Annotated in this window: 11 protein-coding genes; 4 read left to right on the forward strand and 7 right to left on the reverse strand. The window is 63.1% G+C overall.

Translation table 11 applies throughout. The annotated features are described in order from the left end of the window. The first annotated feature begins 128 nt into the window (after nucleotides 1-128). The gene (locus tag JMY29_RS09405) at nucleotides 129-1,067 is read left to right on the forward strand and encodes a LysR family transcriptional regulator (RefSeq protein WP_018779668.1); all 939 of its coding nucleotides are present in this window, start codon (nucleotides 129-131) and stop codon (nucleotides 1,065-1,067) included. 71 nt (nucleotides 1,068-1,138) lie between these two features. Here the strand turns inward: JMY29_RS09405 and JMY29_RS09410 are convergent, their stop codons facing one another. The 7 genes from JMY29_RS09410 to JMY29_RS09440 all read right to left on the reverse strand — a co-directional run bounded on the left by JMY29_RS09410 (nucleotide 1,139) and on the right by JMY29_RS09440 (nucleotide 8,257). Further along, nucleotides 1,139-2,266 carry a Gfo/Idh/MocA family protein gene (locus JMY29_RS09410; RefSeq protein WP_189075635.1) on the reverse strand — a complete coding sequence of 376 codons (1,128 nt, stop codon included), beginning with the start codon at nucleotides 2,264-2,266 and terminating at the stop codon, nucleotides 1,139-1,141. Next, nucleotides 2,263-3,036 (reverse strand): ThuA domain-containing protein, encoded by a 774-nt coding sequence (locus JMY29_RS09415; protein ID WP_189075634.1) that lies wholly within the window; start codon nucleotides 3,034-3,036, stop codon nucleotides 2,263-2,265. The genes JMY29_RS09410 and JMY29_RS09415 overlap by 4 nt, the downstream gene beginning before the upstream one ends. A 32-nt stretch (nucleotides 3,037-3,068) precedes the next feature. After that, complete coding sequence (locus JMY29_RS09420; RefSeq protein WP_039241100.1) at nucleotides 3,069-3,923, reverse strand: carbohydrate ABC transporter permease; 855 nt, start codon at nucleotides 3,921-3,923, stop codon at nucleotides 3,069-3,071. Between the two features lie 7 nt (nucleotides 3,924-3,930). Continuing rightward, on the reverse strand, nucleotides 3,931-4,917 hold the full coding sequence (locus JMY29_RS09425; protein ID WP_233460940.1) for a carbohydrate ABC transporter permease: 987 nt from the start codon (nucleotides 4,915-4,917) through the stop codon (nucleotides 3,931-3,933). Nucleotides 4,918-4,927: 10 nt separating this feature from the next. After that, entirely contained in the window at nucleotides 4,928-6,163 is a 1,236-nt protein-coding gene (locus JMY29_RS09430; RefSeq protein ID WP_189075632.1) for a sugar ABC transporter substrate-binding protein, read from the reverse strand. Nucleotides 6,164-6,281: 118 nt separating this feature from the next. Next, a complete protein-coding gene (locus tag JMY29_RS09435) occupies nucleotides 6,282-7,304 on the reverse strand; it encodes a LacI family DNA-binding transcriptional regulator (protein WP_039241106.1) in 1,023 nt (340 codons plus the stop codon). Nucleotides 7,305-7,444: 140 nt separating this feature from the next. Further along, nucleotides 7,445-8,257 (reverse strand): MBL fold metallo-hydrolase, encoded by an 813-nt coding sequence (locus JMY29_RS09440; protein ID WP_189075631.1) that lies wholly within the window; start codon nucleotides 8,255-8,257, stop codon nucleotides 7,445-7,447. 170 nt (nucleotides 8,258-8,427) lie between these two features. On the opposite strand from JMY29_RS09440, the gene JMY29_RS09445 reads away from it, so the two are divergent. The 3 genes from JMY29_RS09445 to JMY29_RS09455 are packed head-to-tail and all read left to right on the forward strand — an operon-like array spanning nucleotide 8,428 to nucleotide 13,192. Continuing rightward, on the forward strand, nucleotides 8,428-9,480 hold the full coding sequence (locus JMY29_RS09445) for a 3-oxoacyl-ACP synthase III (RefSeq protein WP_189075630.1): 1,053 nt from the start codon (nucleotides 8,428-8,430) through the stop codon (nucleotides 9,478-9,480). Further along, the gene (locus JMY29_RS09450) at nucleotides 9,474-12,170 is read left to right on the forward strand and encodes an alpha/beta fold hydrolase (RefSeq protein ID WP_189075629.1); all 2,697 of its coding nucleotides are present in this window, start codon (nucleotides 9,474-9,476) and stop codon (nucleotides 12,168-12,170) included. Before JMY29_RS09445 ends, JMY29_RS09450 begins: the two co-directional genes overlap by 7 nt. Further along, nucleotides 12,167-13,192, forward strand: a complete 1,026-nt coding sequence (locus tag JMY29_RS09455) for an NAD-dependent epimerase/dehydratase family protein (RefSeq protein WP_079581364.1) — start codon at nucleotides 12,167-12,169, stop codon at nucleotides 13,190-13,192. Before JMY29_RS09450 ends, JMY29_RS09455 begins: the two co-directional genes overlap by 4 nt. The last annotated feature ends 17 nt before the right edge of the window (nucleotides 13,193-13,209 follow it).

The raw sequence follows: 13,209 nt of genomic DNA on the forward strand, positions 1-13,209 counted from the left end.
TCATTCACTGACGGAGCATGGCTGAATCGATGATCTTCATCGGAGATGGGACAGTTGATCGGGCTTTCTGCCACGCGCAGAGGCAGGGGCGTGTATAGAATGAACCAATCATTCAGAAGGGTGCAGAAATGCTTAACGATGAAGCCCGTGATTTATATGATCTCCGCAGGCTCGCCTTGCTCGTGGAGGTTGTCGAGCAGGGATCCATCACTGCCGCGGCAGACACCATGATGTACACCCCGTCGGCAGTATCGCAGCAATTGCGCAAGCTCGAGCAAGAGGTGGGGCAGCCGCTGCTGAACCGACGCTCCCGTGGTGTGGTTCCCACCGAAGCCGGCCAAGTACTGGCAGGCCATGCGCGGAAGATCGTCGGGCAGATCCGGGCAGCACAGTCGGACCTGGACCAGATCGCGGGTCTGCGGCGGGGGTCCCTGACGATTGGTACCTTTCCCACGCTCGCGGGATCTTTCCTCCCCGTGGTGATCCGCGCCTTCAAGAAGAGGTACCCGGCCATCAGCCTGTCGGTTCGAAGTGCCCGGTTCGATGAGTTGGTTTCGGACCTCGAGTCCGGAGTAACAGGCCTCTGCCTGCTCTGGGACTACCCTTGGAACCCCTTCGAAGACGACTCCATCAGGACCACCGAGGTTTTCCAGGAGAGCACCGTCATCCTCGTCGCCAAAGGACATCCGTTGGCCGACCGTGACGAAGTAACCATGGGCGAACTCAGGAAAGAGTCGTGGATTGTCCGCGCTGATGCCCACCCCGTAGTGGAGGTTCTCCAGCGGTCCGCACACGACGCCGGCTTTGAACCCACCATTGGTTTCCTGGCCAATGACTACCAGGAAGCCCAAGCCATGGTGAGCGTCGGAATGGGCGTAGCCATGGTGCCCAAGACAGCTGTGGCGCTTCAGCATCCCGACGTCAGGGTCCTGGGCCTTGGCGCCGGCGCGCCCCTGCGACGCGTACTGCTGGCCCAACGTCAGGACAAGGTGTACGCACCGGCAGAAGTGGCGTTCCACACCACGCTTCTTGAGATTGCCCGCGAGCGGGCCGGCGAGTACCTCTGACGGTTTCCGGTCGCCCTGTCGAGCTGCCGTCAACGCACGACGGCGACCTGCCGCCGTCGTGCGTCGACCGCCTACAGCCTGACGCTTTGACCCGTCAACGCGTTGCGTACCGAGGTCCACGATTGCAGGACCCCCCGGACGTCGGGGTCCCGCTCGGCGCGGAGCGCCTGTTGGTAGGAGTCTTCCAGCAGTTCATCCACGGAGATGCGGGCACCCGAAGAAGCGCTGAGGATGGCTGCTTCGACCATGGCCAGGCTCATGATGTTCCGGTGGACGCGTCCCATGGGGTTGCTTCCAGTGCGGACAGCGGAGACGAAGTCGCGCAATGACCCAGCGATTTCCTGTCCCGGATCCTCTTGTGGTTCGAAGGTGCCGGGAAGCGAGGAAGTTGGTTGCGTGTCACCGTCCCAGAGCACAGTTCCGTGTTCGCCGCTGATGCGCCACGAGGCGTTCCAGGACGTTTCCTGTCCCGGGCTGCACCAGCTGCCGGTGAACACGAAACGCTCGCCGCCGCTCATTTCGAAGATCGCGGTGGCCCCGGCGTCGCCGCGATACCAGCTCCAGGAAGGGTTGTATTCCTCGCAGAACACGGAGACGGGATCGGCGTCGAGGAGGAAGCGGGCCATGTCGAATTGGTGTATGGCCATGTCGAGCAGGAGCGGATGGTCCATCGCGTCACGGAACCCGCCGAAGTGCGGTGCCTTGAAGAACTCGGCTGAGACGATGCCGACCGGCCCCAGGGACGATGACAGATGCTTGGCCTCAAACAGGTGCTTGTTGTAGCGGCGTGACTGGCTGACCATGAACAACTGGCCATGCAGTTCCGCGGCCGCTGCCAGGGAAAGACCCTGCGCCACGGTGGACGCCACGGGCTTTTCGCCGAGGACCGGCAGTCCGGCAGCCAGCGCTTCGGTGGTGACCGGGTGATGGGCCGCCGGGACGGTGACGTTGATGACTGCCTGGGCGCCGACGTCGGACGCCAACTGCGCGGTGCGTGCACCGACCGGGAGGTCGGGACGGCCCAAGGACGCGGCAGCCGCACGCGCGGCTTCAAGGTCCAGGTCGACGATGCCGACGAGATCCACCAGTGGCGATTCCTCCACGGTACGGAGCCATGCCTGGCCCATCCCTCCGGCGCCGACAACGATGACGCGAAGGCGGTTCCCGTCGTCTGGGATGGTGGCAAAGGGGGTGTTCACGCGTTGGCTCCCTGGTAGCTCTTGCCGTTGAAGAAGTCGTTGGTGTCGTAGCGGAGCAGTTCCGGGACGGCGCGTTCCGGGCGGTCGGTGACGGCCCATTCGACGGCGTTGGCGATCACCTTTCGGATGTCCTTGTGGTGGTAGACGGGGTAGTCCTGGTCACCGGGGCTGAAGAAGAAGATCTTGCCGTGGCCCCGACGGAACGTGCACCCGGAACGGAACACCTCGCCGCCGCTGAACGAGCTGATGAACACGAGTTCCTCGGGGGTGGGGATGTCGAAGAACTCGCCATACATTTCCTGCTGGGGTATCTCGATGGGGTGCGGAATTCCCTTGGCGATGGGGTGGGTGGGGTCCACGGTCCACACGAGTTCACGGTCCTGTTCCGAGCGCCAACGCAGGGTGCAGGTGGTGCCCATGAGCTTAGTGAAGATCTTGGACCAGTGGCCCGAGTGCAGCACGATCAGCCCCATGCCGGCCAGGACGTGCCGGTGGACGCGTTCGACGATGTCGTCGTCGACGTCTGCATGGGACATGTGGCCCCACCAGGTGAGGACGTCGGTGTTGGCGAGGACTTCCTCGGTGAGGCCGTGATCGGGGTCGTCCAAGGTTGCGGTCCGGACCTCGACGGCGGAGCCCAGGTTCTCCTCGATACCTGCCTTGATGGCGCCGTGCATTCCCTCGGGGTAGCGCTTCGCGACCAGTTCGTCGCGCTTCTCGTGCCGGTTCTCGCTCCACACGGTGACGCGGATGGGCTTGATGTCAGACATGGTGATGCTCCTTGTTAGTGATGAGGGGCGGTCTACTTGACCGCGCCGCCGGTGGTCCCCGCGGCGATGTATTTCTGGGCCGCGACCAAAAGGACGATGGCCGGGATGGAGGCGAGTACCGCCGTCGCCATGACCGAACTCCAGTCGTTCACATACGCGCCGATGTACTGGAAGATGCCCAACGTGACCGGCCGGACGGCCTCCGTGGTGGTCAGGGTGAGGGCGAACAGGAAATCGCTCCACGCGAACAGGAACGTGAACAGGCCCGCGGTAATCAGCGAGTTTCGGCTCAGCGGAAGGACGATCGACCAGAACGCCCGGAGATGTCCGGCGCCGTCCACCCGTGCCGCTTCGATCACCGAGGACGGCATGCCGTTCATGAAGGCGCGGATAATGAGGATCGCGAAGGGAATGCCGTGCGCCGAATCCGCGAGTATCAGGCCGGGGATGGAGTTGAGCAAACCGAGGTCGTTGTACGCGGTGTACAGGGCGTTGGCCACCACGATCCCCGGAATCATCTGGCTGATCAGGATCGCGAAAAGGACTATTCCGGCGCCGCGGACCTTGAAATAGGCCAAGGCGTACGCGGCCGGGGCCGCGATGGCAAGGCTTAATGCCACGCTGCCCAGCGAGATGATCAGGCTCGTCCCGAGGTTCCCTGCCTGTTCGCTGATGGCCGTGGCGTAGCCGGTGAAATCGGGTTTCAACGGGATCCAGGAGGTCTCCAGGGTGGTGCCGTTGGGCTGGAGCGAAGCGTTGACCATCCAGTACACGGGGAAGAGCATGATGGCCAGGAAGAACAGGGCCAGCGCCGTGTAGCCCCAGTTCCTGCGGCCCGGGGTGCTTGCTGCCTTGCGGCGTATGGGTGCATGCAGTGCGGTTGTCATGGGGTCCTCACTCGTCCACGGCGCGTCGGCTGGCCCGCAGGTACAAGACCGCGAAGACCAGGGAAATGATTACCAGCACGTTGCCCAAAGCCGCACCTTCACCGAACTTGAACTCGTGGAACGACACATCGTAGGACTGCGTGGCGATGGTTTGGGTGGAGTTGGCCGGGCCCCCGTTGGTCAGGCCCAGGATGATGTCCAGCACCTTGAGTGTGTACACGACCCCCAGTACCAAGACCACGCTGACCACCGGGCGGAGCATGGGCCAGGTGATGTGCCGGAACGATTTCCATCCGGTGGCACCATCAAGGGATCCGGCCTCGTAGAGCTCATCCGGGATCTCCTGAAGACCCCCGTAAAGAATGGTCAGGTTGAACGGGATACCGATCCAGATATTCACACCCACCACCGCAATCAGGGCCAGTAACGTACTGGTCAGCCATGGAACGCCGGTATCAATGATGCCGATGTCTCCCAGGAAGCGGTTCAGTGCTCCGCTGTCTTTGTCCAGGATCCAACGCCACACGGCGCTGGAGACAATCAGCGGCAGCAGCCAGGGGAGAAGAAGCAGGGACCTCAGGATGCCGTTGAGCGGAAACTTGCGCTGGAAGAAGATCGCCAATGCGAGCCCGATCACGAACTGCCCAAGGATGGAGCCGATGGTGAACAGCGCGGTATTCAGCAACGACGTGGAGAATAACGACGACGACAGTACCGTCACGTAGTTGGCGAACCCCACCCACGGGGCTTCTCCTGTGAAGAACGTGGCCGTGGTGTAGTCCTGGAAACTCATGACGACGTTCTTGACCACGGGGTAGCCGAAGAACAGTGCCATGTAGATGACGGCGGGTACGAGGAACAGCCACTGGAAAATACGTTCCTTGCGTTGGCGGCCAAACCGCCGCGGACCCCGTGGGGTCACCCGAGAGTGCTCCTTGGGCGGGCTCCCCGGGGGGAGTCCCGTTGTTTCAGATACATCCGTTGTCAATGACATGGCCGGCTGCTTACTGGCCCTGGGCTTGCTTGAGGGCATCAGCGGGGGAGGCATTGCCGGTCAGTGCGGTTTGGATGGCGGTGTAGATCTTGGTGGCTTGAGCCGGCCATTCTTGGCCGAGTTCTCCGGTTCGTGCGCGGGCTGTCTTGATCAGTTCAGTAAACGTTGCGAGCTTGGGATTTTCGCTGGCGAACTTGTCGGCCAAGGTGGTCTTGGACGGAATCGTGTTACGGACCTTGGCCATTGCCAACTGGTTCTCGTCGCTGTTCAGGCAGGCAACCACTTCGGCAGCCTTGGCTTGGCGGGCTTTGTTTCCTGTCTGGGGCACGGTCCATACTTCACCGCCGAGAGGGGCAACCGCGGTCTGCCCGGCTTCACGGACGGGGATCTTCACGACGCCGTATTGCAGGGTTGGCTGCTTGTCCAGGGCCGGGATCTGCCACGGACCGTTGACCATCATGGCCGCCTTTCCTGCCATGAACTGGTCCTTCACATCCGCCTGGGTCCAGTTCAGTGCCGATGACGATACTGAGCCGCTCTTGACCAGGTCGGTCCACAGCTGGAGCGCCTGCTCCGTCTCCTTGGTGTCGATCTTCTTCTCGTCGCCGCCGTTGGACCACATGACCGGAAGGAACTGCCAGGTGCCCTCGTAGGTGGGGTTGGCGTTGAAGGCCAGCCCGTACTGGTCTCCCGCGGTGAGTTTCGCCGCGGCGGCCTTGAGTTCGTCCCAGGTGGTGGGAGGCGTAACGCCGGCCTTGTCCAGAATGTCCTTGTTGTAGAACAGGGCGATCGTGTTCACTGTGGGAGCCAGTCCGTAGACCTTGTCCTTGTACGTTCCGGCACTCAGGACGCCTTCGGCAAAGTTGTCGGTACTGATCTTGAAGTCCGACAAGGGAGCCAGGGCACCCGTCGCGGCTATCTGCTGCAAATCAGGGTTATCCAGCATCAGTACATCCGGCAGGGTCTTGGACGACGACTGCTGGAGCACTTTGGATATGAGTGATTTGCCGGGGACGGTCTCACGCTTGATGGTGACCCCTGCTTTGGTACCACAAGCAGTGAGGGCGTCGCCGATGAATGACTTGTCCGGTTCGTTGTTGTAGTAGTCCATGACCGAGACCTCGGTGACGGCTTCCGAGGATGATGCTGCGGAGGAGGAACCGCAGCCGGAGAGGGCAAGCGGCAATCCGACCAAGGCAGCGACGGCCAGGGCGGTGGGGCGGGTTTTCCTATGTGCTGACTTCATTGTCTGTTCCTTTTTCTTCGGGTGATCAAGGTAGTTGCGGCATCATCGATGCGTATCGACGATGCGTATCGATAAAGTTGTTGATACTGGAATGGGGCAGGGTTAATGCGGGGAAATGCTAGCTGCCGTGGGGTGGACGGAGCGTGCTGCCACGGTGCGTAACCACCGTGGGTACCAATTCCAGGGATTCGTGTGGTCCCGGAGTTCCGGTTTCGAGGAGTTCGCAAATAATTTGTACAGCGCGCCGTGATACTTCCTTCGGGCGCAGATCGATGGTTGAAAGTGGCACGGGCTGCAGTTCGGCAAGGGTGGGAGAAGCGCTGCCGATGATGGAAACGTCCTTGCCGGGCGTTAGGCCACGCGCTGCCAGTGCGCGGCGGAGGATGTCCTGGATGGTGCGGTCAGGCGCAATGAAGGCCGGCACACCTTTCGTGGCAGCTAGCGCTTTGTCCACGGAATCCGTGATGGTTGCTACGTCAGCCCCTCCCGGTAAGTGCTGTACGGACACCCCCACGGATTCGGCTGCTCGGTCAACTCCGCGCATGAACCGGTCAACGTAGTTCACGTGGCGATTGACGACCGCCGGCTGCCATTCGATGATCGAGATGACTGAGTGTCCTGCGGCTGCCAGGTCACGGACGCATTGGCTGCCTGCCATCTCGAAATCTGCATCGATGCAGACCAGTCCGGAGGGATCCCGGGGGATGCCGATGAGCAGCACGGGGACATTGAGTGTCCTCGCTACGGGAAGCCGTTCGTCCTCGTCCTCCACCTGCATCAGGATCAAGCCGTCACAGATCTGCTGGCCCACCACCCTGCGGAGTCCTGCAGCGCCTTCGTCCTCGGTGACCAGCAGGATGTCGTGATCGAACTGCCTTGCTGTTGAGGCAATCACGGAAACGAATTCCATGAGGGAAGCCATTTCCAGCTCTGGAATGAAGGGGATGACCAACCCGATCACGCGCGTCCTGCGCCCGGCCAAAGCGCGGGCCCCGGCGTTCGGCTGGTACGTCAGCTCTTCGATGGCAGCTTCGACTTTTTTCCGGGTCTTTTCGGATATGGGGCGCTTGCCGCTCAGGACGTACGACACCGTACTCTGCGCAACGCCGGCGGCCTGGGCAACGTCCTTGCTGGTGGGCATTGCCAGGCCTCCTCAAGCTCTGTTGAACGGTGATGTGCAGTGAACAAAAATGATGTTGTCGATACGTATCGTCGATGCGTATCGAAAAAAGTATGACATGCGACACATCATTCCTGCAATGCTTTGGTGCAACCGCGTTGTCAGCTCAGGTGGTCAAAGTCACCCCGCGCCCATGCGGCATGCCGCGCGGCGGAGTTCCGAAGAACAGCTTTTGCGTCGGACCGGATGACGTTGTTGAAGTTGCCGTAGATCCGGTCAAAGGTCAGTTCGTCCAGCTGGGCGGCGATCCGCAACGCCACAGAACCTGACAGCGGCAAGTGGTTGGGGTAGCTCCGCATGAAGGAAACGGATCGGCGGTCCGGATTGGGAAAGACACTGTCGCCGGTCAGCAGGACTCCTCGACCTTCGGCCCCGGCTGCCCAGTGCACCACGGCGCTGCCGCGAAAATGGCCTCCGGTTTGGTGGAGTGTCAGCCCGTCGGCAATGTCGAACGTTCCGGACCAGAAGGAGACCGCGGGATCCTGGCGTCCCAGCCACTCCCTATCCGCTTCTGGCACCAGAACCGGAATTCCGCCCAGCCGTTGTGACCATTCCACCTGTACTCCGTACATATGCGGATGGCTGGCCGCGACCGCCAGGACCGGCCCGCGTCCCAGGACCATGTTCACCGCGTGGTCGTCCAGGTATCCGGGTGGATCCCACAACAGCGAACCGGCGGGAGTCACGACGAGTTGGGCCGTCTGGCCGATACCGACTTTCGGTTGCGTTCTGATTCCCATTAGTCCTGGTTCGTTATCTACCAAGACTGCTTGCTGGCCGGCAGTGGCCAGCCCCTCCAGGGAAAGCCACTGCTGTCCGGCTTCGGGCACGTATTGCCGTTCGTCGGTGCAGATCGGGCACAGATCGGGTACGGGTTCCTCGCGTTCGACAGCGCACGCTGCGCAGATCAACATGGCTTCTCCTCCCTGGGCGTCTGCCCACACTATGCCAGCAGAAAGTCCTCGTGGAAGGGGCGCCGTGGGGATCGTCACGCATGAAAACGGGTGCCAAATATGCGCGACGGGGTTTTCACCTGCATAGTTAATGTCTTGGGCTTGCATCGATGGGTACAGTCACCGCAAGAATGCAAGACGGAAACGAACAGGGGCTCGACTTGGCAGGGAATGCAACCTTCCGGCACAGCAATACCGCATTGCTCTCGGTGAGCAGTGTTGAAGCTCCCAGAATTGTGAGTTCGACGGATTTCGACCATAGGTTGGCTGCCACGCTGAAACGGCTGAAGTTTCCGCCGCGGTTGCTTGAGCGCGTGGCCGGAGTGACGCATCGAAGGTGGTGGGCAGCCGGTACGTCCTTCGACGATGCAGCAGTGGATGCCGGGGCAAAAGCCTTGGCCGAGGCCGGCGTCGAAGCTTCCGAAGTCGGCCTGCTCATCAACACCTCGGTGACAAGGCGCAACCTGGAACCCTCTGTTGCCGTGAAGATCCACCACGAGCTGGGCCTGCCGTCGTCGGCCATGAACTTTGACCTGGCCAATGCCTGCCTGGGTTTCGTGAACGGCTTGATCCTTGCGGCCAACATGATCGACTCCGGCCAGATTAAGTACGCCGTGATCGTCAATGGTGAAGATGCCCAAAGTACCCAGGAAGCTACCTTGGCACGCCTGCAGCGGCCGGAGACCACCCGGGACGATTTCAACCGCGAATTCGCCACCCTGACACTGGGATCCGGCGCCGCCGCCGCTGTCCTCGGCCCCGCGAACGAGCACCCGGGTGCGCATCGGCTGGTGGGCGGAGTGATGAGGGCCGGCACCGAACACCACGAATTGTGTGTGGGCGGCATTGACGGCATGAGCACCGATACGAAGGGCCTGCTTGACGGCGGCCTTCAACTGGTGGTGGATGCCTGGCACGAGGCCATGCCCGACTGGGACTGGGCTGCCATGGACCGCTACGTGACCCATCAGGTCAGCAATGCCTATACGCAGGCCATCATCAATGCCATTGATCTCGACCCGGACAAAGTCCCCATCACCTTCCCGCACTGGGGCAACGTTGGCCCTGCCTCCCTCCCCATGACCCTCGCTGCTGAGGCCCAGTCGCTGAATTCCGGTGACCGGATCTTGTGCATGGGTGTGGGTTCCGGCCTCAATGCGGGGATGGTGGAGATCGTTTGGTAGCCACCAGCTGGCCAGGCGTGGATCCTGCATGGTCCCGGTCGATCGACGTCATGTCAACGTCGGCAGTGGATGCTCCCGGCACCACGCGGCGCTGGCACATTCTGGACAACGGTGCCCAGCTTGCCAGACGGGGACTGACCCCCATTGGCACGCTGCTGTGCGTTCATGGCAACCCAACCTGGTCCTATTTGTGGCGGACTCTGTTGTCTGCCGGATCCAACCCGGCCCATCCGTGGCGGGTAGTGGCTGTTGATCAACTGGACATGGGGTTTTCCGAGCGAACCGGCACCTTCCGCCGCTTGCAGGACCGGATCAACGATCTTGGCGATTTGAGCGATGCCTTGGAGCTCCAAGGACCGGTCACGACAGTAGGTCACGACTGGGGTGGAGTGATCAGCCTCGGCTGGGCGCTGGCGCACCAGGAACAGCTGGCCGGCGTGGTCCTGACGAATACCGCGGTCCATCAGCCGTCCGGTTCGCCCATCCCGCCGGCACTTCGCCTCGCTTTGCACCCTGCGGTGCACCGTTGGGGAACCACGACATCGGACGCCTTTTTGCGTGTCACCCATTCCCTCGCGCACCCACCACTGGCTGCCGATATTCGCAAGGCCTACATGGCGCCCTATCGTGGCGTGCAACGACGGGCCGGGGTAGGTAACTTCGTAGCCGACATCCCGGTAGATGCAACGCACCCCAGTTTCCCGGCTCTGCAGAGTATCGCGGAGGGCCTCCGTGGCCTGAAGGTCCCGGCGCTCATGATGTGGGGCCCAAGGGATCCCATCTTCTCCGACAGGTACCTCAAGGACCTCATCGACCGGCTCGCGCACGCGGATGTGCACCGCTTTGAAGGTGCCGGCCACCTGGTGGCCGAGGATCGGGACATTGCGTCACCACTCTTTCAGTGGCTCGCCGGGAATGCACCGACCCCTTCCAGCCAACAGGCCCTTTCCAGCCACTCAAGCCTGCCCGACCCAGGCCAGCAAAGTGCCGAGGGGAACGGCCCGCCCCGGTTCCGTCCGTTCTGGGATTCTGTTGACGTGTTGGCAACGGGAACGGCCAGTGCAGAAACTGCTGTGGCCGAAATGGGTCCGGACGGCACTGTCAGCCGCTCGCTGACATGGCACCAGCTGCACCGGAACATCCTGGACCTCGAGGCAGGACTGCGGGACATGGGCGTCGGTAAGGGAAGTCGCGTGAGCCTGATGGTCCCTCCCGGTGTGGATCTCACGGTCACCCTGTATGCCTGTTTGCGCCTCGGCGCCGTGGTAGTGGTTGCTGATGCGGGTCTGGGAACCAAAGGCCTGAGCCGGGCGGTGAAGGGTGCAACCGCGGACTTCATCGTCGGTATCGACAAGGCCCTGCTCGCGGCATCGCTGCTCGGGTGGCCCGGACGGCGGATCAGCGTGCGTGACCTGCCGGCCGTGCGGCGTCGTACCTTCGGGGTGGAAACCTCACTGGACGCCCTAATGCGGCGGGGAGCCGCGAGACCGGCAGCACAATCACCGGAATCAAGCGATCCCGATGCGCCGGCCGCAGTGCTTTTCACCTCCGGTTCCACCGGCCCCGCGAAAGGGGTCCTCTACACGCACCGCCAATTGACGGCAATGCGGGATACCGTAGCCGGGACGTTCGGCATCAAGGAAGGGTCCCGGCTCGTTGCGGGGTTCGCACCGTTTGCCCTCTTGGGCCCGGCGCTTGGCGCGGTTTCCGTCACTCCGGACATGGATGTTACGGCCCCCCGGACCCTGACGGCGCGGGCCTTGGCTGATGCTGTGACTGCCATCGACGCTACGGTGGTCTTCGCCGCGCCTGCGGCCCTCCACAATGTCGTGGCCACCGGCGACGCCTTGGACGAAACAGGGCGTGCGGCGTTGGGCCGTGTCAGCATGCTCTTGTCCGCCGGGGCGCCGGTGCCCGAACCATTGCTTGTTGACGTGCAGAAGATCCTGCCGGGAGCGTCGTTGCACACCCCCTATGGCATGACGGAGGCACTCCCGGTCACGGACATCAGCCTCGAGGAAATCCAGGCGGCAGAAGCGGAAGCGGCAGCCGGATCTGTTCCCGGTGCCGGGAACGGCGTGTGCGTCGGAACGCCGGTGCAGGGTGCCCGCTTGGCGATCATCCCCTTGGAAGCGGACGGTACGGCGTCCGGGTCGGTTCCCGTCACAAGCCCGGGCGTAACCGGCGAAATCCTGGTGAGCGCGCCGCATGTCAAGGAAGCCTATGACAGGCTTTGGCTCACCCAGCAGGTGAGCGTCAATCCTGCTGGATGGCACCGCACCGGTGACGTAGGCCATTTCGACGCCGTTGGGCGGCTTTGGGTGGAAGGCCGCCTCGCCCACGTCGTGACCGCGCCCGGCGCTGTGGTGACACCGGTGGGCGCTGAGCAAGCCATTGAACGGTTGGATAGCATCCGCCTGGCTGCGATCGTGGGAGTGGGGCCGGTCGGCACCCAGGCTGTTGCCGCCGTCGTCGAAACTGTCCCGCCTGTCCGCAAAGCGGGTCCGGCCACGCCGCAGCTTGCCGGCCACGTCAGGCGCGCGGCGCATGATGCCGGCGTCCAGGTGTCGGCCGTCCTGGCGGTACCTGCCCAGCCGACCGATATCCGGCACAACGCGAAGATCGACAGGGCCCGCTTGGCCCGATGGGCTTCGCGCGTCCTGGCCGGCGGCCGTCCGGGAACGCCATGAGGGTCCTTGTCACCGGTGCCAGCGGGCTGCTCGGGGGCGAAGTGGCCCGCTTGCTGGTCCGGCAGGGCCATGACGTGACCACCTTCCAGAGACGGCCTTCCGGAGTTGTCGGCGCTGCGGATGTTTGCGGATCTGTGACGGATGGATCCGCCGTCATGCGCGCCGTGGACGGCACGGAAGGGATCATCCACCTGGCTGCCAAGGTCTCGTTCGCCGGCCGTGCCGAGGACTTCCATGCCATCAACGTCGAAGGAACCCAGCGTCTGATTGACGCCGCGCGCGCGGCCGGAGTGGGGGACACCGTGTTTGTCTCTTCTCCATCGGTGGCGAACTCCGGGCAGGCGATCGCCGGTCTCGGTGCCGAACCGGCTGACCCCCAGGGCGCCCACGGTCACTACTCACGCACCAAGGCGGAAGCAGAGCTGCTGGCCCTGGCCGCGGATTCTCCGGGCTTCCGGGTTGCCGCCGTCCGGCCACACATTGTGTGGGGTCCCGGCGATACGCAGCTGGTGGAGCGCGTCCTGGCGCGGGCCAATAGCAACCGCTTGCCCCTCCTGGATGCCGGTGCAGCCCTCATCGACACTACCTACGTGGACAATGCTGCGTCTGCGATTGTTGCCGCCCTGCACCGGATGGATGCTGTTCATGGCAGGGCCGTGGTGGTCAGCAACGGTGAGCCGCGACCCATCGGCGAGCTGCTGGCAGGGATCTGTGCTGCGGGTGGCGTGCAGGCGCCGTCGTGGACAGTACCGGGTGTTGCAGCGAGGGCGGCAGGAGTCGTGGTTGAGAAACTGTGGACCTGGGCAGCCCGTGAGGAGGAACCTCCCATGACCAGGTTCCTTGCCGAGCAGCTTTCAACAGCCCACTGGTTTGACCAGCGTGAAACCCGCCGGCTCCTCGATTGGTCGCCGGAGGTGTCCCTCGACGAGGGGTTGGCCAGGCTTGCGGAGTATTACGGGCAGGGAAGGGGCGGGGCTGCGAGCAGGGCAGCTGCGGGAGCGCCGCCTTGGACAGGACGCTGAACCTCTACCGAAAGGGC

The organism is Paenarthrobacter nicotinovorans (assembly GCF_021919345.1).
In the GTDB taxonomy this organism is placed as follows: Bacteria; Actinomycetota; Actinomycetes; order Actinomycetales; family Micrococcaceae; genus Arthrobacter; species Arthrobacter nicotinovorans.

What these genes read in the sequence shown, in the direction of transcription:
- JMY29_RS09405 (WP_018779668.1), top strand. Translation starts at nt 129, where the DNA reads ATGCTTAACGATGAAGCCCGTGATTTATATGATCTCCGCAGGCTCGCC.
- JMY29_RS09415 (WP_189075634.1), bottom strand. Translation starts at nt 3,036, where the DNA reads ATGTCTGACATCAAGCCCATCCGCGTCACCGTGTGGAGCGAGAACCGG.
- JMY29_RS09420 (WP_039241100.1), bottom strand. Translation starts at nt 3,923, where the DNA reads ATGACAACCGCACTGCATGCACCCATACGCCGCAAGGCAGCAAGCACC.
- JMY29_RS09425 (WP_233460940.1), bottom strand. Translation starts at nt 4,917, where the DNA reads ATGTCATTGACAACGGATGTATCTGAAACAACGGGACTCCCCCCGGGG.
- JMY29_RS09430 (WP_189075632.1), bottom strand. Translation starts at nt 6,163, where the DNA reads ATGAAGTCAGCACATAGGAAAACCCGCCCCACCGCCCTGGCCGTCGCT.
- JMY29_RS09435 (WP_039241106.1), bottom strand. Translation starts at nt 7,304, where the DNA reads ATGCCCACCAGCAAGGACGTTGCCCAGGCCGCCGGCGTTGCGCAGAGT.
- JMY29_RS09440 (WP_189075631.1), bottom strand. Translation starts at nt 8,257, where the DNA reads ATGTTGATCTGCGCAGCGTGCGCTGTCGAACGCGAGGAACCCGTACCC.
- JMY29_RS09445 (WP_189075630.1), top strand. Translation starts at nt 8,428, where the DNA reads ATGCAAGACGGAAACGAACAGGGGCTCGACTTGGCAGGGAATGCAACC.
- JMY29_RS09455 (WP_079581364.1), top strand. Translation starts at nt 12,167, where the DNA reads ATGAGGGTCCTTGTCACCGGTGCCAGCGGGCTGCTCGGGGGCGAAGTG.